The sequence below is a fragment of the Saccharomonospora xinjiangensis XJ-54 genome (assembly GCF_000258175.1).
GTDB lineage: Bacteria > Actinomycetota > Actinomycetes > Mycobacteriales > Pseudonocardiaceae > Saccharomonospora > Saccharomonospora xinjiangensis.
On the sequence record NZ_JH636049.1, the window covers coordinates 742,500 to 761,830 of the forward strand.

General features: G+C 68.6%; 21 protein-coding genes and 1 tRNA gene. 10 read left to right on the forward strand and 12 right to left on the reverse strand.

Going from position 1 to position 19,331, the window contains the following annotated elements; all coding sequences use genetic code 11:
• Positions 1-62: 62 nt before the first annotated feature.
• The 3 genes from SACXIDRAFT_RS02725 to SACXIDRAFT_RS02735 form a co-directional block, all read right to left on the reverse strand.
• Positions 63-488, reverse strand: coding sequence for a four-helix bundle copper-binding protein (locus tag SACXIDRAFT_RS02725; protein WP_006236937.1), 426 nt, complete (start codon positions 486-488; stop codon positions 63-65).
• A gap of 64 nt (positions 489-552) precedes the next feature.
• Positions 553-1,773, reverse strand: a complete 1,221-nt coding sequence (locus SACXIDRAFT_RS02730) for an NRAMP family divalent metal transporter (protein ID WP_006236938.1) — start codon at positions 1,771-1,773, stop codon at positions 553-555.
• A gap of 61 nt (positions 1,774-1,834) precedes the next feature.
• Positions 1,835-2,935 carry a CapA family protein gene (locus tag SACXIDRAFT_RS02735; RefSeq protein ID WP_006236939.1) on the reverse strand — a complete coding sequence of 367 codons (1,101 nt, stop codon included), beginning with the start codon at positions 2,933-2,935 and terminating at the stop codon, positions 1,835-1,837.
• 170 nt (positions 2,936-3,105) lie between these two features.
• Here SACXIDRAFT_RS02735 and SACXIDRAFT_RS02740 point away from each other — a divergent pair, with 170 nt between their 5' ends.
• The gene (locus SACXIDRAFT_RS02740; protein ID WP_006236940.1) at positions 3,106-3,732 is read left to right on the forward strand and encodes a DUF2267 domain-containing protein; all 627 of its coding nucleotides are present in this window, start codon (positions 3,106-3,108) and stop codon (positions 3,730-3,732) included.
• A 130-nt stretch (positions 3,733-3,862) separates the two neighbouring features.
• The gene (locus SACXIDRAFT_RS02745; protein WP_006236941.1) at positions 3,863-4,819 is read left to right on the forward strand and encodes a phosphatase PAP2 family protein; all 957 of its coding nucleotides are present in this window, start codon (positions 3,863-3,865) and stop codon (positions 4,817-4,819) included.
• A gap of 1 nt (position 4,820) precedes the next feature.
• On the opposite strand, the gene SACXIDRAFT_RS02750 is transcribed toward SACXIDRAFT_RS02745, so the two are convergent.
• Positions 4,821-6,578 carry a BCCT family transporter gene (locus tag SACXIDRAFT_RS02750; RefSeq protein ID WP_040922019.1) on the reverse strand — a complete coding sequence of 586 codons (1,758 nt, stop codon included), beginning with the start codon at positions 6,576-6,578 and terminating at the stop codon, positions 4,821-4,823.
• A gap of 206 nt (positions 6,579-6,784) precedes the next feature.
• Between SACXIDRAFT_RS02750 and SACXIDRAFT_RS02755 the strand changes: the two genes are divergently transcribed.
• From SACXIDRAFT_RS02755 to SACXIDRAFT_RS02765, 3 genes are all read left to right on the forward strand, one after another.
• Positions 6,785-7,138: a VOC family protein gene (locus SACXIDRAFT_RS02755; protein WP_006236943.1), complete on the forward strand. Its 354-nt coding sequence runs from the start codon at positions 6,785-6,787 to the stop codon at positions 7,136-7,138.
• 125 nt (positions 7,139-7,263) lie between these two features.
• Complete coding sequence (locus SACXIDRAFT_RS02760; RefSeq protein WP_006236944.1) at positions 7,264-8,385, forward strand: SDH family Clp fold serine proteinase; 1,122 nt, start codon at positions 7,264-7,266, stop codon at positions 8,383-8,385.
• Positions 8,382-9,368, forward strand: a complete 987-nt coding sequence (locus SACXIDRAFT_RS02765) for a hypothetical protein (RefSeq protein ID WP_006236945.1) — start codon at positions 8,382-8,384, stop codon at positions 9,366-9,368. The genes SACXIDRAFT_RS02760 and SACXIDRAFT_RS02765 overlap by 4 nt, the downstream gene beginning before the upstream one ends.
• Positions 9,369-9,384: 16 nt before the next feature.
• On the opposite strand, the gene SACXIDRAFT_RS02770 is transcribed toward SACXIDRAFT_RS02765, so the two are convergent.
• Positions 9,385-10,377 carry a helix-turn-helix transcriptional regulator gene (locus SACXIDRAFT_RS02770; RefSeq protein ID WP_006236946.1) on the reverse strand — a complete coding sequence of 331 codons (993 nt, stop codon included), beginning with the start codon at positions 10,375-10,377 and terminating at the stop codon, positions 9,385-9,387.
• Positions 10,378-10,500: 123 nt separating this feature from the next.
• Between SACXIDRAFT_RS02770 and SACXIDRAFT_RS02775 the strand changes: the two genes are divergently transcribed.
• From SACXIDRAFT_RS02775 to SACXIDRAFT_RS02785, 3 genes are all read left to right on the forward strand, one after another.
• The gene (locus SACXIDRAFT_RS02775; RefSeq protein WP_040922428.1) at positions 10,501-10,896 is read left to right on the forward strand and encodes a RidA family protein; all 396 of its coding nucleotides are present in this window, start codon (positions 10,501-10,503) and stop codon (positions 10,894-10,896) included.
• Between the two features lie 497 nt (positions 10,897-11,393).
• Entirely contained in the window at positions 11,394-11,609 is a 216-nt protein-coding gene (locus SACXIDRAFT_RS02780) for an Arc family DNA-binding protein (RefSeq protein WP_006236948.1), read from the forward strand.
• Between the two features lie 36 nt (positions 11,610-11,645).
• The gene (locus SACXIDRAFT_RS02785) at positions 11,646-11,999 is read left to right on the forward strand and encodes a type II toxin-antitoxin system death-on-curing family toxin (RefSeq protein WP_006236949.1); all 354 of its coding nucleotides are present in this window, start codon (positions 11,646-11,648) and stop codon (positions 11,997-11,999) included.
• Between the two features lie 193 nt (positions 12,000-12,192).
• Here SACXIDRAFT_RS02785 and SACXIDRAFT_RS02790 read toward each other — a convergent pair.
• A tRNA-Asn gene (locus tag SACXIDRAFT_RS02790) sits at positions 12,193-12,265 on the reverse strand.
• A gap of 156 nt (positions 12,266-12,421) precedes the next feature.
• On the opposite strand from SACXIDRAFT_RS02790, the gene SACXIDRAFT_RS02795 reads away from it, so the two are divergent.
• Entirely contained in the window at positions 12,422-12,670 is a 249-nt protein-coding gene (locus SACXIDRAFT_RS02795; RefSeq protein ID WP_006236950.1) for a hypothetical protein, read from the forward strand.
• A gap of 10 nt (positions 12,671-12,680) precedes the next feature.
• Here the strand turns inward: SACXIDRAFT_RS02795 and SACXIDRAFT_RS02800 are convergent, their stop codons facing one another.
• The 5 genes from SACXIDRAFT_RS02800 to dnaG form a co-directional block, all read right to left on the reverse strand.
• Positions 12,681-13,448, reverse strand: coding sequence for a trans-aconitate 2-methyltransferase (locus tag SACXIDRAFT_RS02800; protein ID WP_006236951.1), 768 nt, complete (start codon positions 13,446-13,448; stop codon positions 12,681-12,683).
• Between the two features lie 398 nt (positions 13,449-13,846).
• The gene (locus tag SACXIDRAFT_RS02805) at positions 13,847-14,461 is read right to left on the reverse strand and encodes an antibiotic biosynthesis monooxygenase family protein (protein WP_006236952.1); all 615 of its coding nucleotides are present in this window, start codon (positions 14,459-14,461) and stop codon (positions 13,847-13,849) included.
• Positions 14,462-14,530: 69 nt separating this feature from the next.
• Complete coding sequence (locus SACXIDRAFT_RS02810; RefSeq protein ID WP_198284296.1) at positions 14,531-15,052, reverse strand: hypothetical protein; 522 nt, start codon at positions 15,050-15,052, stop codon at positions 14,531-14,533.
• Between the two features lie 164 nt (positions 15,053-15,216).
• Positions 15,217-15,747 (reverse strand): hypothetical protein, encoded by a 531-nt coding sequence (locus SACXIDRAFT_RS02815; RefSeq protein WP_006236954.1) that lies wholly within the window; start codon positions 15,745-15,747, stop codon positions 15,217-15,219.
• Positions 15,748-15,751: 4 nt separating this feature from the next.
• Positions 15,752-17,668, reverse strand: coding sequence for a DNA primase (dnaG, locus tag SACXIDRAFT_RS02820; RefSeq protein WP_006236955.1), 1,917 nt, complete (start codon positions 17,666-17,668; stop codon positions 15,752-15,754).
• A gap of 58 nt (positions 17,669-17,726) precedes the next feature.
• Between dnaG and SACXIDRAFT_RS02825 the strand changes: the two genes are divergently transcribed.
• Entirely contained in the window at positions 17,727-18,719 is a 993-nt protein-coding gene (locus SACXIDRAFT_RS02825; RefSeq protein ID WP_006236956.1) for a sigma-70 family RNA polymerase sigma factor, read from the forward strand.
• Here the strand turns inward: SACXIDRAFT_RS02825 and SACXIDRAFT_RS02830 are convergent.
• Positions 18,700-19,308 (reverse strand): carboxymuconolactone decarboxylase family protein, encoded by a 609-nt coding sequence (locus tag SACXIDRAFT_RS02830; RefSeq protein WP_006236957.1) that lies wholly within the window; start codon positions 19,306-19,308, stop codon positions 18,700-18,702. The two genes, SACXIDRAFT_RS02825 and SACXIDRAFT_RS02830, sit on opposite strands and share 20 nt — an antisense overlap.
• Between the last annotated feature and the right edge of the window lie 23 nt (positions 19,309-19,331).

Consider the following 19,331-nt stretch of genomic DNA (forward strand, 5'->3'; position numbering starts at 1 on the left):
CCCGTCCCTGGCGGTGGGCCACGAACGGCCGCTGGCGGGCGGCCCACCGCCGGGTCGGCGCCTCAGCCTCCGGCGCCCCGGCCGAGGCCGCCGATCAACTCCTGGCACGCCCGCTCGCAGCGGCGGCACGCCTGCTCGCACACCCGGCAGTGCTCATGGTGGTCGGCATGACGGCCACACTCGTCGGCACACGACGAGCACACCGTCGCACACGCCTCCAGCATCGCCTTCGTGACGTTGGCGTCGTACTCGGTGTGGCGGGAGAGAACACGCGCCGTCGTGTCACACACGTCGGCGCAGTCCAGGTTCGTCCTGACACATTTGCGCAGTGTCACGAGCGCATCGTCCGGTTCGGACAGACAGGCATCGGCGCAGGACGTGCACGCCTGCGCGCAGGCCACACACTCCTCGATGCACCGCACGAGCGCGTCGCGGTCCACACCACCGAGGTCGGCCGGGTAGCTGCGCACCATCTCGGCAACAGGCATCGTCGCTCCCTGGGTAGACGTCCGGTTCCCTCACGGGGATGGCCGCCGGATCGCCCCGCCAAACTCAACCCCAGAGAGCCCCGATGCCGCTCAGCGAATTCCAGCCCAGGTAAACGGTGAGCAGCCACGCGGCAACACCGATCACGAGCAGCCAGCGCGGGTAGCGGTAGCCGCCGAGCAGATCGCGCCGCCGCGCCGCCACCCACATCAGCACCCCGAAACCGACGGGCAGGATCAGCCCGTTCAGCGCTCCCGCCAGCACCAGCAGCGTCGTGGGCGCCTGGTCGAGGATCAGGAAGGTCCCCAGCGACACCGCGACGAAACCGATCACGAGCCAGTTCCTGCGCCGTTCGAGAACCGGCGAGAAGGACACGAGGAACGACACGGAGGTGTAGGACGCGCCGATCACCGACGTCACCGAGGCGCCCCAGAGGATGATCCCGAACAGCCGCAGCCCGACCTCCCCCGCCGCCTGGTGGAAGGCGTCGGCAGCGGGATTGTCCGCCGCGAGCGTGACACCGCCCGCGACGACCCCCAGCACCGCGAGGAACAGCACCGCGCGCATCACACCCGTCACCAACAGAGCGGTGATCGAACTGCGGCTCACCTGCGCCACCTGCTCAGGGCCGTGCACGCCCGCGTCCAGCAGCCGGTGAGCGCCCGCGTAGGTGATGTAGCCGCCGACGGTGCCCCCGATCAACGTGGTGATCACGAGGAAGTCGGCGGTGTCGGGCCAGACGGCCTGACGGAGTGCCTCGCCGACCGGGGGGCCGGACACCACAGCGACGTAGGCGGTGAGGGCGATCATCACGATGCCCAACACCACGACGAGCCGGTCCATCGCCACGCCGGCGCGTTTGCTGAGGAATATCCCCACGGCGACGAGCGCGGAGATCGCGCCCCCGATCTTGACGTCGAGCCCGAAGAGTGCGTCGAGTCCGAGCGAGGTGCCCGAGATGTTGCCGATGTTGAACACGAGCCCGCCGAAGACCACGAGCGCGGCCATGACGTAGCCGATGCCGGGCAGCACGCGGTTGCCGAGATCCTGAGCTCGCAGGCCCGACACCCCGATGACGCGCCAGACGTTCAGCTGCACGGCGATGTCAACGATGATCGACAGCAGGATGGCGAAGGCGAACGCCGCGCCGAGCTGGGCGGTGAACGTGGTGGTCTGGGTGATGAAACCCGGACCGATGGCGCTGGTCGCCATCAGGAAGACGGCGCCGAGCAACGTGCCTTTCGAGGCGCGTGACGTGGTCTGTGCCGGGTCGAGCTGGTCGGTCATCGCAACTCCGATCCTCGCGGTTCGGCACAAGGTACAGAGTTGTTCAACAATCCTGCAAGACTCACATCTGCTTCCAGGCCAGCGACAGGGCATCGCCGCCGCTTTCGACCCGGGTGCCGAACGGCGCACCGCACCGCGTGAGCACCGAGCGCAACCACTCCTGATCACGGGAACCCGCGCGCTGGAGGCGCAGCCGCCGAGCCTGCACGGGCACGAGGCGCAGCCCGAGCAACGCCCCGCTCGCCGGGTCGAGATCGGGGAAGTACAGCAGGCGCAGATCGCCTCGATAGCGCTCGAACCCGCTGATGCCCTCGTAGTCGTTGATCAGATCACCGCACCCGTACAGCACGAGCCTGTCCCGGTAGACCTCGATGGGCCTCGGATGGTGGGACGAGTGGCCGTGCACGACGTCCGCGCCCGCGTCGATCAGCCGGTGGGCGAACGCGACCTGTCCCGCTGGCACGCCGTAACCCCAGTTGGAACCCCAGTGCAGCGACACGACGACGAGGTTCCCCGCCCGCTTGGCGGTCGCCACCTGTTCGACGATCTCGCTCGTTGCGGAGTCCAGCAGCCGCACCCCCGCTCTGCCCGGACCTGCCTCCCAGCCGGGAGGCACCCCACTCGACGCCGCAGCCGCCGCGAGGACAACGAGATCATTCGCGCCGCCCTCGCCGAGTCCCACGACGGCAGGGCGGGCTGCCTCGACGGCGTCACTGCCCGCACCCGCCACCCGCACGCCCGCCCTCGACAGCACCGCGAGCGTCTCCGTCAGGCCCTTGCGGCCGAAATCGAGCACGTGGTTGTTGGCCAGCACGCACACGTCGGGTCTGGCGGCAAGTACCGCGGGGATGTTCTCCGGCCGCATCCGGTAGTGCACGGCCTTGCCGGGCGCGAACGCCCGCGTGCGCGTCACGCTCGTCTCGAGGTTCACGATCCGCGCGGCCGGAGCGACCTCCTCGATCACCCGCAAGGCACTCCCCCACGGCCACGAGAAGGGCACCGGCAGGGAGAGGGGTCCGTTGCGTTCCTCGGCGGCGTGGACGTAGTACCGCGCGTCTCGCACGAACGACTCGCGCAGCCGGGGATCGCCGGGATGGGGAAGGATCTGATCGACCCCCCTGCCCGGCATCACGTCACCGGCGAGGAAGAGCGTGACCGCCATCGTCGCCGTCTCCGGAAGAGCAGGCCACGCATCCATCATGGCGACGTGTCCGTGCGCCGCGAAAGCGCCGCGCACGGCGACGATGAGCCGTTGGACTCTGTGCCATCGCATCGAGTGCCCCGACACTGGCAACCGATGCGACGCCACGCCCCTCGTCGAGGGAGGACCACATGACGCACACCAGCGACCCACTCGCGCGGGCACAGAACACAGCGCACGAATGGCTCGCCACCGTCGGGGAAGCGCTGGGCACTACCGACCGCCGATACACCTACCGGGTCCTGCGGGCGTGGCTGCACACGCTGCGCGACCGCCTCACGGTGGAGGGAGCCGCCCATTTCGCGGCGCAGCTTCCCGAATTCCTGCGGGGCACCTTCTATGACGGCTGGGTGCCGAGCAAAGTCCCGATCCGGTACGACTGTGACGACTGCATCGACCGCATCGCGTCGGAGGCCACCGTCCGGCGCGCCGACGTGCGGCCCGCCGTTCGCGGTGTCTCGGAAGGGATGCGGGAGTTGCTGTCGCCGGGATCGCTCGACCACGCGCTGGGGCACCTCCCACGAGACCTGCGCGAGATGTTCGCGCCCGGCGAGCTGGTGGCCGGCGGCTCCGTGCGCTCGACCCGAGGCGATGAGGAACTCAGGGAACTGCGCCACAAGGTCGAGTTCCTCGCCGGAGCCGTGCTGGATCTGAGCCGGGAGTTGTCCGGAGGGCAACGCCCCCGGCCCGGCGACCGCGAACCCGGGGAACTGGGCGCGACCAACGAGATGATGCTTCCGCAGCAAGGCTTTTCCTGACGAAGGCCGCTCTCTCGACAAGGCCGATCGGCCGAGGGGATCCGGCCGATCGGCTCAGGCGGGCGCTCCCGAGCGTCGTTAACGTCATCACTACACTGGGTTGACGTTCGATTACGCAGGAGTTGCCAGCATGCTCTTCCCGGTCCCCGAGGCCGCCCCTTTCTCATTCCCGACCGGTATCGCCGTCCCCGGAGCATTACCCAGGGCCACGGAGGATCTTGAGGTCGATGGTGTTCCCGATGTGTCGGCCGAGCTGTACAGGGCGGTGCTCGACGGCGCCAACGCCGCGCCGGGCTGGCTCGGGGACTTCGCCGTGTTCTTCACCGAGGCAGGCGTGGTGGCACTCGGGTTGCTCCTCGTGTTCGGGTGGTGGCGAGCGCGAGGCGAGGACAGCAGGGCCATGGCGGCTGCGCTGCTCGCGCCGGTGATCACCATTCTCGCCTACGCGATCAGCGAGGTCGCGAAGCTGGTGATCGAGCAGGACCGCCCGTGTAGAGCCGTGCCGGGCGCACGGCCACTGGCGGAGTGTCCTGGCGTCGGTGACTGGTCCTTCCCCAGCAACCATTCGACCATCGCGGGTGCCGCAGCCATGGCGGTGTTTATGTGCCGTCGCGGGAAGCTCGGCGTGACCGCGCTGTGTCTGGGGGCACTCGTGGCGTTCTCCCGTGTGGTCGTCGGCGCGCATTACCCGCACGACGTGCTCGTCGGCTTCCTCCTCGGCGTCGCGGTGGTCGGCGGTGCGCTGGACCTCGTGGCCCGGCGCACGGCCGACCTCGTCGAGCGGTACCGGCCGCACCCGCTGCTCGGCCGGGTTCTCGGCCACGGCCCCGCAGGCACCGAGAACCCCGCAGGCGCATCGGACGACGACACCCAGGTGCTCGTGGCCACGCCCGCGAGCGTGGCCACAGCGAACGAGGACACAACGCACCTGTCCGCGACGCACCCGGACACGGCGCGCCTGGACACAGCGCCGACGCGACCCATTCCGCGCTTCCCTCACGGCGGTCACGGGCCCGGCGGCCGGCCCTCCATGCCGCCACCTCCGCACGGTCCCTCGCCAGCGCCGGGGCAGGCGCGCCGCCACTGAGCTACGACGGTTCGGGCTCCGAAGGCGGAGCCGGGTCCGACGGCGGCGAGGCCGGGTCCGGCTCCTGCGGCGGGTGCGCCGGCCGTTGGTGCCGCTCCAGCATCAACCTGGCCCTTCTCGGGAGAAGCTCCTCCTCGGGAACGTCCTGCCGGATCGCCTTCACCAGGCAATACATCATCACGAACGCGATGAGGAAGAACGGCAACCCGAGCACGGTGATGACCTGTTCGAGTGCCTGCAACGCCTCCTGGCCCGTGGCGGCGATGAGCGTCGCGGCCACGACGCCCTCCAGCAGCGCCCAGAACACCCGCTGACGGACGGGAGGGCTGACGGTGTTGCCCGAGGTCAGCATGTCCACCACGAGCGAGGCCGAGTCGGACGACGTCGTGAAGAAGATGATGACGATCAACACCGAGAACGCCATGAGTAACTCGCTGACGGGGAAGTGTTCGAGGAAGGAGAACAGCGCGGCGGCGGTGTCACCTTCCTGCACCACTGGGCCGACCAGCGAGCCCGGGTCGTTCCACTCGATGTTGATGGACGACATCCCGAAGATGCTGAACCAGATGATCGAGAAGGCGACGGGGGCGCCGAGCACCCCGAGCACGAACTCGCGGACGGTGCGCCCCTTGGAGATACGCGCGACGAAGATACCGACGAACGGCGCCCAGGTGATCGTCCACGCCCAGTAGAACACCGTCCAGCTGCCCTGCCAGCCCCATTCGCCCGCGGGCAGCGCATCGTTCCAGAACGACAGCGGAAGGAGCATGCTCAGGTAGTTGCCGGTGCTCTCGATGACACCGCGCAGCAGGAACACGGTCGAGCCCGCGAACAGGATGAACAACAGCAGCCCGACGGCCATCCCCACGTTGATGTTGGACAACCACTTGACGCCCTTGTCGAGACCGGTCACCACCGAGATCGTCGCGAAGGTGGTCACCACCGCGATGATGGCGATCTGGACGGTGCCGCTGATCTCGACGCCGAACAGCCCGTTCAGTCCGCTGTTGATCTGAAGGGTGCCGAGACCGATGGACACGGCGACCCCGAACAGGGTGCCGATCACGGCCACGACGTCGATGGTCTTGCCGATCGGGCCGTTGATCCGGTCGCCGAGGATCGGGTGGAAGATCGAGCTGACCCGGAACGGCAACCCGCGCTTGTAGGCGAAGTAGGCGAACGCCAGCGCGGGCAGCGAGAAGATCGCCCACGTGTGGAAACCGAAGTGATACAGGGCGAACCCGACGGCCTCGTTGGCGGCGCCCTCGCTCAGCGGGGCGGTCGCGCCCTCATCGACGGGCAACTCCGTCAGCCGCTGAGCGAACTGCTCCGAACTTGCCGCGTTCCCCGCCAGTTCCTCCACCTGCTCGTGCACACCGCCGAACGGCGGGTTGGCGAAGTGGTTGATGGGCTCGGCGACGCCCCAGAACATCAGGATCGTCCCGATGCCTGCCGCGAACAGCATGCCGAACCAGCTCAGATTGGTGTATTCGGGCCTGGAGTCCTTCCCTCCCAGTCGAACATGTCCGTATCGGCTGAACGCGATCCAGAGCAGGAAGCCCAGAAAAGACGTCACACCAAGGATGTAGAGCCAGCCGAGATTGGTCTTCACCGCCTCCGACGCACCCCGGAAAACGCCATCGACCTCGTCGGTGAACACGATGGAGGCCACGACGAAAATCAGGGTCAGCAACGCTGAGCTGAAGAAGATGACGGGGTTCGTCCTCAACCCCAGCACCCGTTCCAACTTCTTCAGAATGATGATCTCCCTCCGTGCAGGCCCGGCAAGCTATCGACGGTGACGCTTCGTGTCAACTCGGGCACGAGACCGGCGACCGGGTTACGGGCGGTTAGGTATCCGCCAGCCTCGCGGTGGAAACCTGCCCTGCCGTAGGGGCCGTCCGGCGCGAACGGACACGAAACCGCAGAAAAGCCGATGTCACCGGCGGCCACTACCGTCGCCCCATGGATTCGATGACGCGCCTCTACAGCGGTGTGGCGGTGGCCGACCGGGCCGCCGCACTCAAGTGGTACACGTCCTTCTTCGGGCGCCCGGCTGACGAGGTGATCGGTGGTGAAGCTCTCTGGCGGGTCAGCGACACAGCCTGGGTCTTCGTCGATGAGCACCCCCAGCGGGCGGGACACGCACTGCTCACCCTCGAGGTGCTCGGCCTCGACGACATCCTGGCCCGGCTGGCCACGCACGGCATCGAGCACGAACCGGTGGAGACCTACGACAACGGAGTACGGCACGTCGTCATCACGGACCCGGACGGCAACAGCCTGTCACTCGCCGAAGGCCCCGCCTCAGACCGTTGACTGGCGGCCCCTCTCTTGCGGTGACGACCGACCCTGACGGGTGAGGGCCGATGGCACTCGCTCACGGTGGCCGAAGGGTCTGTCCTGGAGTCGTACGCGAGCGACTCGACCGAGCAGGTGGACCGATGACCACAGGAACGAACGCCGGTCAGCTGTACTCGAGCGCACCGACAGCACCGTCCGCATACGATGCGGGCTCCGACGTCGCCAGAACGCCGATGACCGAGAGCGAACGCGACGACGTGGTGAAGCTCGGGAACAAGCAGACGAAGGATCTCGGCGGGGTGTGGCTGCTCCTCAACGGCCGGTTCAGGTCCGAAAGCGACGGGGCCGCAACCGAGAGCGAAATCCAGGAGCTGCTCTGCACCGTCTTCGGGTATCCCGATCTCGACCGGCCGCCGAAGCGGACGCTGAACGTCGTGGTGGACTCACCAGGGGGCAGCCTCGACAGCGCCTACAAAACCGTGCTCTACCTGTCGCAATTCGCCGCCAAGCTCAACGTCTATGTGCCGTATCGCGCGAAAAGTGCTAGCACACTGCTCGCGGTGGGAGCGGACCGGACATACCTGTCACCGTTCGCGGAGCTGGGTCCGCTCGACACCCAGATCGCGGACCCGCGCAACCCCGCGAACACCACGTCGGCCCTCGACTGCTACCAGAGCGTCGATTACGTCCGCGAGTTCGCTTTCCAGACGATTCTCTCGGCGCTGCCGAAACTGATCACGGCCACCGAACGCAGGCTCCCGGTCACCGGACTGATCGACACGGCGACCCAATTCGCGACGAGTTCGGTCGCACCCATGCTGAAAAGCGTGACCGCCCTCGATTTCGGCTCGTGGGGCCGCAGCCTGAGAATAGGCGAGTCCTACGCCGTCAAGCTGCTCAAAAAGAAGTCCACCGACGAGGACGAGGCCGCGATCAAGCAGCTCGCGTGGCAGCTTGTCTACGGATACGCGCACCACCGTTTCCCCATCGACTACCGCGAAGCCGAACGGATCGGCCTCACGGTGGAGCGGATGAGCCCCAGCCAGTACAAGCGACTACGAACCGTCGTGGATGCCTGCCGGAAGAAGTCCTTTATCGGTTTTCTCAGCAAACAGGAATCCGAAAAGGAATCTCACCGTTCGCGGAAACCGGCCAGCAAGGACGAAGAACACAGCACCGACGAGCATCCGCAGGCGGATGTCGGTGGATCACCGGTGGGAATCGGCAGCAGATACGTTGCCGAATCGGATCGGCAGACATGAGACTTCGCCGGAACTGGCCGTATCTCGCACTGCTCGTCCTCGTCGCCCTGCCACTGCTCTGGATCGCGGGAGCACTGGCTGCGCGGTCCGGGATGTTCGTTTTCGAAGGGACCGTGGCCCCGGAACAGGTTCAGGTTTTCCTGACCTTCGTCGGCGGGGGACTCGCCACGGCGGCGACCGTGTTCGGCGCGCTGCTGACCCGCGAGCACAACGCCCGCGAACGACGGCGGCTTCGCCTCGACAATGTCCTCAGAGGTCTGGAGTCCATGCCCGAGGAGGCTTCGGTGCAGTCCAGGGTGGCGGGGATTCTCTCCACGATGGTTCTGCTGGGCCAGGAACGGGTCGCCCTGCGTGTGCTCGAACCCGCGTGGCAATCCGGCAACGTCGATGCCGCGACAGCCACCTGGTGTATCGGGCAGATCATCACCGGAGAGGGCGCCGAAAGGGACTACCTCGAAGGGGATCGCACAGATCCGACCGCGGTGAACGAAGCGGCCGTGCTGCTCAGAGAGCACTCGGACAAACTGGTCGATTCACACGGCTATTACTTCCCTGGCCACTTCCTGCACGAGTGGACGACGAAGCAACCGCTGCCGCTCAAGGTCAAGGACAACATCCTGCGCAGCATCGGCACCATGCTGCGCTGCCACGATCGGCGGTGGTGGTTTCCCGACGGCCGCATCCCGATCTGGCCCACCGAGGTGCTCATGAAATGCGTGGAACGCGACTCCTCCACGTCGGTGCAGGCGTCGGCTGCCCTGCTCGTCGGGTCGCTGTACGAGGTCAATCCGGAGGAGTTCCGGCGGGCTTACGGCGTCCGGCGCACGGACAGCATGCTGGCCAGGGCGCAGGACGAACCACTCAGCGAGGACTATGTGGACATCTCAGCCGAGCTTCGAACCGCCTGGTCCGATCCGGAGCCGAGCGACCACACGGCAAGCCACCGCCCGCACCGACCGCGACACCGGCGCAAGAAGCCGTAGCGGTGCCCGAATCGCCTCAGCACCCGGTGGCTGACGACGGTGGTTCGTAGCGGGCGGCGAGCGCGGCAGCGCGGTGCCGAAGGCGGGTGCGCAACCATTGCGGGCGGAGCGCTTCGGCGTCCGTCGCGAGCTGCCACAGCGCCCATTCCGCGTGCCTGGGATCTTGGAAGGTCACGTCGAGGCGCGGCCAGCCGTCCGCATCGACTTCCTCGGCGTGAACGGCCAGCGCGGTGCGCACCAGCTCCGCACGCCGCGCCGGGTTCACCCGCACCAGCACGGCGATGAGGTCACCGCTGGTCCGGAACCGCGTGCTGCGTTCCTTCCAGACGCGCTCCAGATCGACCCGCTCCGGCCGCTGTGCGGGTTCGGAGAGCTCCTCGGCGGCCAGCACCCGGGACAACCGGTAGGTGCGATCCGCACCTGACTTCGTGGCCAGGAGGTAGCCCTGCCCGCGCACGGTGACCAGACCAACCGGGTCCACTGTCCGCCACTGTGGCGCCTGGCCTGTGGCCGCGTAGTGGATGCGCAATCTGTGTCCGGCGAACACCGCGCGCCGGATCACGGCTACGACCGTGTCAGGCACGTCCTCGTCCTCGACCAGCCTGCGCGAGAGAAGGTCCGCCTCCGGATCGATGAGCAACCGCTCGGCCGCACCGGCGGCGGTGGCCCGGTAGCTCTCGGGTAGCGCGTCCACCACCTTGCGCATGGCGGACGCGAGCGCCGCGCCGAGGCCGAATGCCTGCGCGCCGCGCCGTGATCCGGCGACGAGGAGGGCGAGAGCCTCGTCGTGGCTGAGCCCGGTGAGCTCTGTCTGGAATCCCGGTAGCAGTGCGAAACCGCCGCGCCGACCGCGCTCGGCGTAGACCGGGACGCCTGCCGCGGACAGCGCCTCGATGTCGCGCTGCACGGTGCGGGTGGAGACCTCCAGCTCGCGGGCCAGCGCGGTGGCGGACAACCGACCGTGGCGGCGCAGCAGCAGCACCAGCGAGACCAACCGGTCGGCGCGCATACGGAAACTCTACCGAAATACGCGACACAGGATGTCGTGTATTCGCTGCGAAGCTCTCCGCGTGATGGCTACCGCACCGGTGCCATCAGTGTTGTCGATGAATCGAACGGAGCCGATGTGGCAGTGGAACGAACGACGATCAACCCGTGGACGTGGTCGGTGGAGATGGGCTACAACCAGGGCGAGCTCGTCTCCGGGCACACCAGGACCCTGTACTGCTCGGGACAGACCGCGATGAGCGCCGAGGGCGTGCCCCAGCATGCCGGTGACATGGCCGCGCAGCTGGCGCTGAGCCTCGACAATCTGGAGGCCGTTCTCCGTGAGGCCGGTATGTCGCTCGCGAACCTCGTGCGGCTCAACGTCTACACCACCGACGTCGAACTCCTGTTCCCGCATTACGGCGTGCTGGCGTCGCGGTTGGGCGCAGCCGGGGTGGCGCCTGCCACCACGATGCTCGGGGTGACCAGGCTGGCGATCCCCGACCTCATGGTCGAGCTGGAGGGAACCGCTGTCGCCTGACACGGCCTCGGCTCGCCGACGGGCCACTGGGAGTGCAGAGCGGGAACAGCAGGCGGGCGGACGTTGCGCCTGCCTGCTGTCCGAGCCGAGGTGGACGAGCCACTCGCGGTCGTCTCTCGCCTCATCCTGCGGCCGTCGATCCTTGACCTGCTCCGGCCCACCGAGCTCGCGGGTGGTGAAGTGACCTCGGCATTGCCACGGGCCAACTCGCCACCGGGCCCGTGTCTGGGTCCACCGGATCACGGGACACTGGGTCACCGTCGGCGGCCCTGTCACTACTGTCCTGGGCCATCTGCACGCTCGAAGACCTAGACGCTTCCCAGGAAGTGCTGTTCTGCGAAAAAACGTGTTCACCTCGTGCTGTGCGGTGAACACGAACCACCCCGGAGCTACCGGACTTCCCGGTCAGCGATAGCTGCGCGGTGAGTTGAAGGGCATCCCCGGTGAACGCCTCAGTGCGTGAGTAGAAGGGCGGGCCAGGCCGGAAGGTGACCACCATGAGCCAGACCGCAATCACACTCCGTCTACCCGCCGAAATGGCAGAAGCCCTACGCACATACGCCTTCGCCACCGGAACCTCGGTGAACGAAACCGTCAAGCAAGCGGTCGCTGACCACCTCCAGCGCAAGGGCCGCCCCGAGGCGGTCCGCGCAGCCTTCGAACGAGTTCTCGCCGACCACGCCGTCGCCTTGGACAAGCTCAAGGACCTCTGAGTTGACGATCTACCTCCGGGCGACGAGGTGCAGCAGATGAACGCGCACTTCGTCGGCCCAAACGCTCTGCGTGACTTCGGGCTCCTCGACGGCGCTGTCATGCGCCCCCAGTCCAGCATCTTCGGAGAAGACGCCTTCCCCACCCTGCACGAGAAAGCCGCCGCCCTACTGCACGGCATCGCCCGAAACCACCCGTTCATAGACGGCAACAAACGCACCGCCTGGGCTGCGACCGCAACGTTCTACCTGCTCAACGGGCACGAGATCCGCACCGACCAAGGCGACATCGTGGCCCTGGTTGTGGACACCGCCGAAGGTCAACTCGACGTGCCCACCATCGCGGCAACCCTCAAACCGTGGGCGCACCCCCTCGTCTTCCCCACAGCCTGAACGGCCGAACACGCCCGCGGTGGCCGATCGGCACTACCTACGCAAGCGGGCGGTCAACGACGCGAACGTGGCTGCTCCGGAGGGGATCTTGCCCGTCGTGGAGGACTAAGAAGAGACGCCTCATCTTCGTGGAAGTGCGGAGTGGGAACCCGAGAAATAAAAAAGCCCCAGGTCTTTCGACCTGGGGCTTGCGCTCCCCCGGCTGGACTCGAACCAGCAACCCTTCGGTTAACAGCCGAATGCTCTGCCAATTGAGCTACGGAGGACCGTTTCGTGTCGGCCGGATCGCTCCGGCCTGACGGATCACAACTGTAGCGCATGCCCGATCAGCCATTCACGCCACCCCCCTCCGCGACACGCGGCGAGGAGCGCGCCGCTACGGGACAATGAGGGGAATCCGATCCCCGACGAGGAGGTCCACGATGAAGATGTTCCTGGTGGGCGCCGCGGCGGGTTACGTCCTCGGGGCCCGTGCGGGACGTGCCCGTTACGAGCAGATCGTGCGCAACTACCGCAAGCTGGCCGACCATCCCGCCGTGCAGGGCGCGGCAGGTGTCGCCCGCGCGAAGCTCGGCGAGAAGGTCGGCGACCGGTTGCCGTTCACCCAGCGGCGGCACGGTGTCGCACCGAGCCATGACGGTCACGCCGCCTCGGGCTCGCGCAGCGGGTGAACGACGGGCCTCACGACGGCGTGCGCGCCACCGCGAAGATCCGCCGGAACGGGAACCACGTCGTGCCGTCGGATCGTGGCGGGTATGCCTCGTCGAGCACCGGGGCCAGATCGCGGCGGAACTCCTGCCATTCGTCGTCGTCGAGCGCGGCGACGATCGGCCGCAACGCCGTCCCGGTGAGCCAGTCGAGGACGGCGTTCTCGCCACCCAGCCGCTGCACGTACGTGGTCTCCCACACATCCACCGCGCAGCCGAGGTCGGCGAACAAATCCGCGTAGTCGCGGGGCTCGGACACGGCGCCGGATCCCCGGAGCCGAACGTCCCGCAACCGCCGCGCCCACCGGTCGCTCGCCGCCACCGCTCGGGCTGCGCGATGCGACGGGGCGTCCATGTTGCCGGGCACCTGCACCGCCAGCCAGGCACCGGGGGGTAGCTCGCGTACCCACCGTCTCAGCACCGCGTCGTGCTCCGGCACCCACTGGAGCACCGCATTGCTGACGACCACGTCGGTGTCGGGTTCGGGCCGCCACTCCGTCACATCACACAGGCGGACGGCCACGCCGCGTTCCCTGGCCGAGGCCACCATCTCCGGTGAGCTGTCGAACGCCTCCACGATCGCCCCGGGCCACTGACGCGTGAGTTCCCCGGTGAGCGTGCCGGGACCGCATCCGGCGTCCACCACCCGCCGGGGCCGCTCCGCGCCGATCCTGGCCACGAGATCCCGGAACGGGCGGGCTCGAAGTTCGGCGTGGTTCAGATACTCCTGCGGATCCCACACGGGCGGCCTCCTGTCCAGACAGCTGACAGTACGAGCGTACTGCGAGACGCGGCGAGCCTTGCCGTGATCGTTTCGGTTCCGCCGCGAGCGATTCGGACAACGGCGTCGCCGTGACGGTGGCCGGGGTCTCACCGCAGTGATCAGAGCCGCTGCCATCGGACCTCCGCATTACGTGGTGCCCAGCACGCCGAGAACACGTCGTGCCAGTGCCTTGGTCCTGGCGCACTCGCCGATGTCGTTGACGAGTTCCGCAAAATCAGGCCGGAACTGCGGTACCTCGGATACGCGGAAGCCGACACTGCCCGTTCACGCACCTCGCCGAATTCGCTGCCCGGAAGCCTGATCCGCCTCTGGTGATCGCCGACCACCGCGAGGTGTCCTCGGCGAATCGTCCTCGCCTAGAACTCGGCGGCCACCCGGAACGGCGCGACGTGGGCGCTGACGAAGGCGAAGTCCGCGAACGGGAATTCGTCGTCCGCGGCACGCCAGGCTTCGAGATCGTCCCAGTGCGCGATGCCGACGAGCTGGAAATGGGTGTCCGGCTCCACCGCACGGTGCAGGAGGTCGTCCCGGAAGCCGGGCGCCTTGCTCAGCACCTCGGCGTGGGCGAGCCAGCGCGGGACGAAACCGTCGATCCGCTCGGCCGGCAGTTCGAACGCGGTGACGACAGTGACGGGCTGTCCCTGCGCCTGATCGCCGTCCGCCGCACGGACGTCGGCGACGACGTGGTACCAGCCGCCACGCACGGTGGCATAGCTCGAAGCCGTGGCCGCCGACGCGACGAAACCGGGGTCCGCCAGCGCCTCGTCCCTGTCCTCCGCGCTGTCCCAATGCGCGACGTTGACGAGGCCGAGCCGGGCCTGCGGGTCCATCCTGTGGTGCAGCCGCGCGTCCCGGAAACCGGGCGCGGTGTGGACGAGCGCGACCCGCTCCCTCCAGCGGGCAATGGTCTGGCCCACCCTTTCCTCGGGCAGCTCCCAGGCGTCGATCAGGGTTACTCCGTTGTCGGTCACCGCACCATCCTGAAACCTCGATGATGCTGGAGGTCAAGAGGTTCGCCCACACTGCTCCGCGCCATCACATCAGCCATCGGCCGACCGGTCCTGAGCGCCCCGCAGCCGTTGCCTGACGCGCACCAGCACCCAGGCCACCACGCCCGTCGCGACACCGGCGCCGAGCCCCGTGGCCATGCTGCTCACGACCGCGAACCCGCGCACAAGGACGTCCTCCCAGAGTGGGGACAACGTCCCCACGAGGTCACCGCCCAGCGTGGGCGGGCCATCGGCGAAAGCCTGCTCCCACAACACCTGGTGCGTCACCGCCAGCAGCACGCCGTAGGCGAGGCCGACCACGGACAGTGCCGGTAACGGGGACGCCACCCGGCGCCCGAGCACCACGGCCAGCCACGCCAGCGGCGGCGCGAACACCAGCACGAGGTTCAGCTCAGGCCCCACGAGGCTCAGGTCGTGCGCCACCACGCGCGGCACCCCCAGCGCCGCGAGGCCCCACACCGCGAGCGGCGACAGCCCGAGCCTCCGGCCGCGCCTGGTGCCGCCCACGGTGACGTCGGTGTCATCGGTGTCATCGGTGTCGTTCTCAGTCACGGCCACGACGCTACGAGCGCGGAGCGCGGATGTCGTCGGCCTCGACGCGCGTTCCGCATGCGCTCACCGACGTACGCCATGGGCCGCGCAGGACGTCGTGAAGCGACACCACGCGCCGCCCGTCACCCGTGCCGCCTCACGGCTGTGCGTGGTCTGGCGACGATCTAGTCGGCGAGCCCGCGCCCGTCCGCGAGCTTCGCCGCGGCTTCCTCGGCGATGCCGCGCACGACGCCGGGTTCAGTGCCGCTGTCCGGCCGCACCTGAAGCACGACGCCGTCGGTCCCCGGCAGTTTGCGCACCACGAACCAGGCGCCCCCACCGGGTAGTTCCTTGCGGTAGCGCGACCGGATGGAGCCCTCGACCCGCTGGCGCACCAGATACGGGATGCGCCCCGGTTTCGGCAGCACGTGGCGTACCGGAGGCAGGTCGCGCAACACCACCGCCTCACCGGCGCGGTCGGCGATCTCCGCCTCGACGACGGTCAGCGCGTCGCCGCTCCAGCCGGCCTTGCTGATCAGATCCCACCCGATGCGGCGAGCGCCGCCGGCTTCCGGCACCCACAGCCCCAACGCGGTCACGGCGACGGGACCGCCGTCGGCGGTGCCGGTGGCGGCGAGCACGTGCTCGCCCTCCGAAAGCCTGGTCCGGATCTCCTCCGGTATCGGGGAGCCGAAGATCCTGCGCCACACGCTCACCGGGTCAGTCCCATCCGCCCATCGCCTGCTCCCGCAACGCCTTGCGGTACTGCTCCAGCGCCACGAGGTCGCCGAAGAGAGCACGGTACTCCTCAGCGGCGTCCACAGGCGACAGTCGCTGTAACCGCGACTTCAGTTCGCCGATCTGCCTGCCCACGAGGTTCTCCTGCACGGCCGCGAGCACGCTCGACACGTACCGGACGTCCACGTCTGTCTTGGACTGCAACGGTTCCACCGCCAGCTCCGACAGCAGCGACGCGACGGTCGGGTCCTCCGCGTGCGCGGCGGCGGACTCGATGAGCGCGGGTCCGGTGAGGCCGCTACCCGTGCCGCCAGCCTTGCCGATGGCGCGGTGCACACCCACGTAGGCGGGATGGACGAAAGCGTCCTCGGGCAGCGCGTCGTACTCCGGACCGGCGAGTGCGGGTTCCTGCAACGCCGCCTTCAACACCTCACGCTGCGCGCGCAGGTCCGGATGCCGGGGATCGGGCCGCTCCAGCCTCGCGGGACGCCCCCCGCCCTCGGCACGGCCGTTCGCGTTCGCACCGCCGTCCCGCGCGGGGCGGCGGGTGCCGTTGGCCTTCACCGGTGCGCCCGCGCTCTCCCGCACGCGCCGCACCACCATGGCCTCGTCCTGCCAGCCCACCCACCACGCCAGTTTTGTGGCGTAACCGTCGCGTTTGGAACGATCCTTGATCTGCGCCACCAGCGGCACCGTCCGTTGCAGCGCCGCGACCTGACCGTCCACCGAGTCGAGGTCGTACTCGGAGAGCAGGCTGCGGATCGCGAACTCGAACAGCGGCGTGCGGCGGGCCACCAGGTCGCGCACGGCGCCGTCGCCCTTGGCCAGCCGCAGCTCGCACGGGTCCATCCCGTCGGGGGCCACGGCGATGTAGGTCTGACCGGCGAACGTCTGGTCGCCCTCGAACGCCTTGAGCGCGGCCTTCTGCCCCGCCGCGTCGCCGTCGAAGGTGAAGATCACCTCACCACGGAAGGTATCGTCGTCCATCATGATCTGCCGGAGCACCCGCATGTGGTCCTCGCCGAACGCGGTGCCCGACGACGCCACCGCCGTCGGCACGCCCGCCTCGTGCATGGCCATCACGTCGGTGTATCCCTCGACGACGACGACCTGGTGCCTGCGCGCGATCTCCCGCTTTGCCTGGTCGAGCCCGAACAACACCTGCGACTTCTTGTAGATGAGGCTCTCGCTGGTGTTGAGGTACTTGGCCTGGATCGGGTCGTCGTCGAACAGCCGCCTCGCCCCGAACCCGACGACGTCGCCACCTCGGTCCTTGATCGGCCAGACGAGCCTGCGGTGGAACCGGTCGATCGGCCCCCGCCTTCCCTCCTTGGACAGCTGCGCCTTGTACAGCTCCGACAGCTCGAACCCGCTGCGGACCAGGTGTTTCGTCAGCCTGTCCCAGCCGCCCGGCGCGAACCCGCAGCCGAACTTCGTCCAGGCTGCCTCGTCGAAGCCCCGCTCGGTCAGGAACCGCCTCGCGGCCTCGGCCTCCGGGGTGGCGAGTTGCTCCGCGTAGAACGCCTGGGCCACCCTGTGCGCCTCGACGAGCCGCAAGCGTGAACCACGGTCGCGGCGGACTGAGGCGCCGCCTCCCTCGTAGGTGAGCCGCAGGCCGATGCGGTCGGCGAGCCGCTCGACGGACTCGACGAACCCGAGGTGCTCGATGCGCATCACGAACTTGATGACATCGCCGCCCTCACCGCATCCGAAGCAGTGGAAGGTGCCGTGCGTCGGCCGCACGTTGAACGACGGCGTCTTCTCCTCGTGGAAGGGGCAGAGCCCCTTCAGCGCACCGCCGCCCGCTCTGCGCAGGGCCACGTACTCACCGACGACCTCGTCGATCCGATTGCGGTCACGCACCTGCGCGATGTCGCTGTCCCGGATCCGTCCCGCCACTCGACCACTGTAGAACACCGGCTGTAACGGGAGTTTTCCCCTCACTCATACTCGAACCATGGAGTCCCAGCGCGCGGACGGTGCCGACACCACAGGCAGTGCCGACACCGCAGGAGCCACCGGCGCCACGCCCTCCGGGGCCGATGAGGTCGCGGCGTTCTCCGGACTCCGTGCCCACCTGCTCGCCGTGGGCTACCGGCTCACCGGTTCCCTCTCCGACGCCGAGGACGCCGTGCAGGAGACCTGGCTGCGCTGGGCCGGTCTGTCCGGCGAGCGCAGAAGGGCCGTGCGCGATCTGCGCGCCTGGTGCACCACGGTGGTCGGCAGGGTGTGCCTCGACCGGCTGCGGTCAGCGGCGGCCCGCCGCGAACGCTACGTGGGCGAGTGGCTGCCGGAACCGATCGTGACACCCCTCGGCGCGGCGAGACCGGACGACCCGCTCGACGTCGTGGTGCGCGACGACGCCGTGCGCATGGCGGCCATGGTTGTGCTCGACACGCTCACCCCGCAGCAGCGGGTCGCGTTCGTCCTGCACGACGCCTTCGACGTGCCGTTCGAGGAGGTCGCGAGCATCCTCGGCTGTTCGACCGCCGCGGCGCGGCAGCACGCCTCACGGGGCCGCAAGGCCGTCGCCGACGCCGAGCCGCCGCCCCGGGAAAGCCTGGAACAGCAGCGCCAGGTGGTCGAACGATTCCTGGCCGCGGTCGTCTCCGGCGACGTCAACGCCGTCGCCGAGATCCTGCACCCCGACGTTCGCCTCGTCGGCGACTCCGACGGCAAGGCCCGCACGGCCCGCCGGGTTCTCGTCGGCGCCGAGAAGATCGCCCGCTTCGCCGTGGGCGTGGCCGCGAGCTACCGGCCGGGGGCGCTCACGTCCGCCCGGCCGGTGCTGGTCAACGGCGATCTCGGCTTCCACGCCACCGCCGAACCCGGCGAGGGCCGCTACCGCGACCTCGACGAGCGCGTGGACATGGTGGTGGTCCAGAACGGCCGGATCGTCGCGATCTACGACATCTGCAACCCCGCCAAGCTCACGCGGGTTCCTCGGTGAGGCCGGTGGCGCCCTGCCGATCCGAGGGCACCGGCACACGGCACGCCTCGCCCGAGGTGAACCCCTGGTCGGTGATCCCCAGGGCGTGGTTCAACCTGCTCCGGGAGTTCTCAAGGCCCACGAGGTAGGTCAGCTCGATCACTCCGGCCCGGCCGAACTCGGCCTCCAGCTCCGTCACCTGCTCGTCAGTGACACTGAGCGGCGTGTCGGTCATCGCGTCGGCATAGGCGATCGCGAGCCGTTCCCGCCGGGTGAACAGCGGCGAGGTCGCGTAGTCGTCGATGTGCTTGAGCCGGTCGATGTCGAGCCCCGCGTGCTTCTGCAACATCGTGCCGAAGTCGATGCACCACGAGCAGTTCAGGCGCACCGCCGTGCGGTAGACGGCCAGCTCGGCAACGCTCGTCGGCAACACGCGAACGGCCCGCTCCGCGAGCAGCTCGTGCAACCCCGACGCCAGCAGCAGCCGGGGATGGTGAGCCACGACGGTGACCGGTTCGGGCACCGCGCCGAAGCGACGGCGCGTGTATCGGTACACCAGTCGCAGCAGCCGGGACGCCTTCGCGGTGGGAACGCCGGGAATGCGCGGCATGATCTGTCTCCTCGTCGTCGGGA

Coding starts and splice junctions, on each gene's coding strand:
- SACXIDRAFT_RS02745 (WP_006236941.1), top strand. CDS start 3,863: ATGCTCTTCCCGGTCCCCGAGGCCGCCCCTTTCTCATTCCCGACCGGT.
- SACXIDRAFT_RS02825 (WP_006236956.1), top strand. CDS start 17,727: ATGGAGTCCCAGCGCGCGGACGGTGCCGACACCACAGGCAGTGCCGAC.
- SACXIDRAFT_RS02765 (WP_006236945.1), top strand. CDS start 8,382: ATGAGACTTCGCCGGAACTGGCCGTATCTCGCACTGCTCGTCCTCGTC.
- SACXIDRAFT_RS02770 (WP_006236946.1), bottom strand. CDS start 10,377: ATGCGCGCCGACCGGTTGGTCTCGCTGGTGCTGCTGCTGCGCCGCCAC.
- SACXIDRAFT_RS02725 (WP_006236937.1), bottom strand. CDS start 488: ATGCCTGTTGCCGAGATGGTGCGCAGCTACCCGGCCGACCTCGGTGGT.
- SACXIDRAFT_RS02830 (WP_006236957.1), bottom strand. CDS start 19,308: ATGCCGCGCATTCCCGGCGTTCCCACCGCGAAGGCGTCCCGGCTGCTG.
- SACXIDRAFT_RS02760 (WP_006236944.1), top strand. CDS start 7,264: ATGACCACAGGAACGAACGCCGGTCAGCTGTACTCGAGCGCACCGACA.
- SACXIDRAFT_RS02755 (WP_006236943.1), top strand. CDS start 6,785: ATGGATTCGATGACGCGCCTCTACAGCGGTGTGGCGGTGGCCGACCGG.
- SACXIDRAFT_RS02735 (WP_006236939.1), bottom strand. CDS start 2,935: ATGGCGGTCACGCTCTTCCTCGCCGGTGACGTGATGCCGGGCAGGGGG.
- SACXIDRAFT_RS02780 (WP_006236948.1), top strand. CDS start 11,394: ATGAGCCAGACCGCAATCACACTCCGTCTACCCGCCGAAATGGCAGAA.
- SACXIDRAFT_RS02795 (WP_006236950.1), top strand. CDS start 12,422: ATGAAGATGTTCCTGGTGGGCGCCGCGGCGGGTTACGTCCTCGGGGCC.
- SACXIDRAFT_RS02730 (WP_006236938.1), bottom strand. CDS start 1,773: ATGACCGACCAGCTCGACCCGGCACAGACCACGTCACGCGCCTCGAAA.
- SACXIDRAFT_RS02740 (WP_006236940.1), top strand. CDS start 3,106: ATGACGCACACCAGCGACCCACTCGCGCGGGCACAGAACACAGCGCAC.
- SACXIDRAFT_RS02785 (WP_006236949.1), top strand. CDS start 11,646: ATGAACGCGCACTTCGTCGGCCCAAACGCTCTGCGTGACTTCGGGCTC.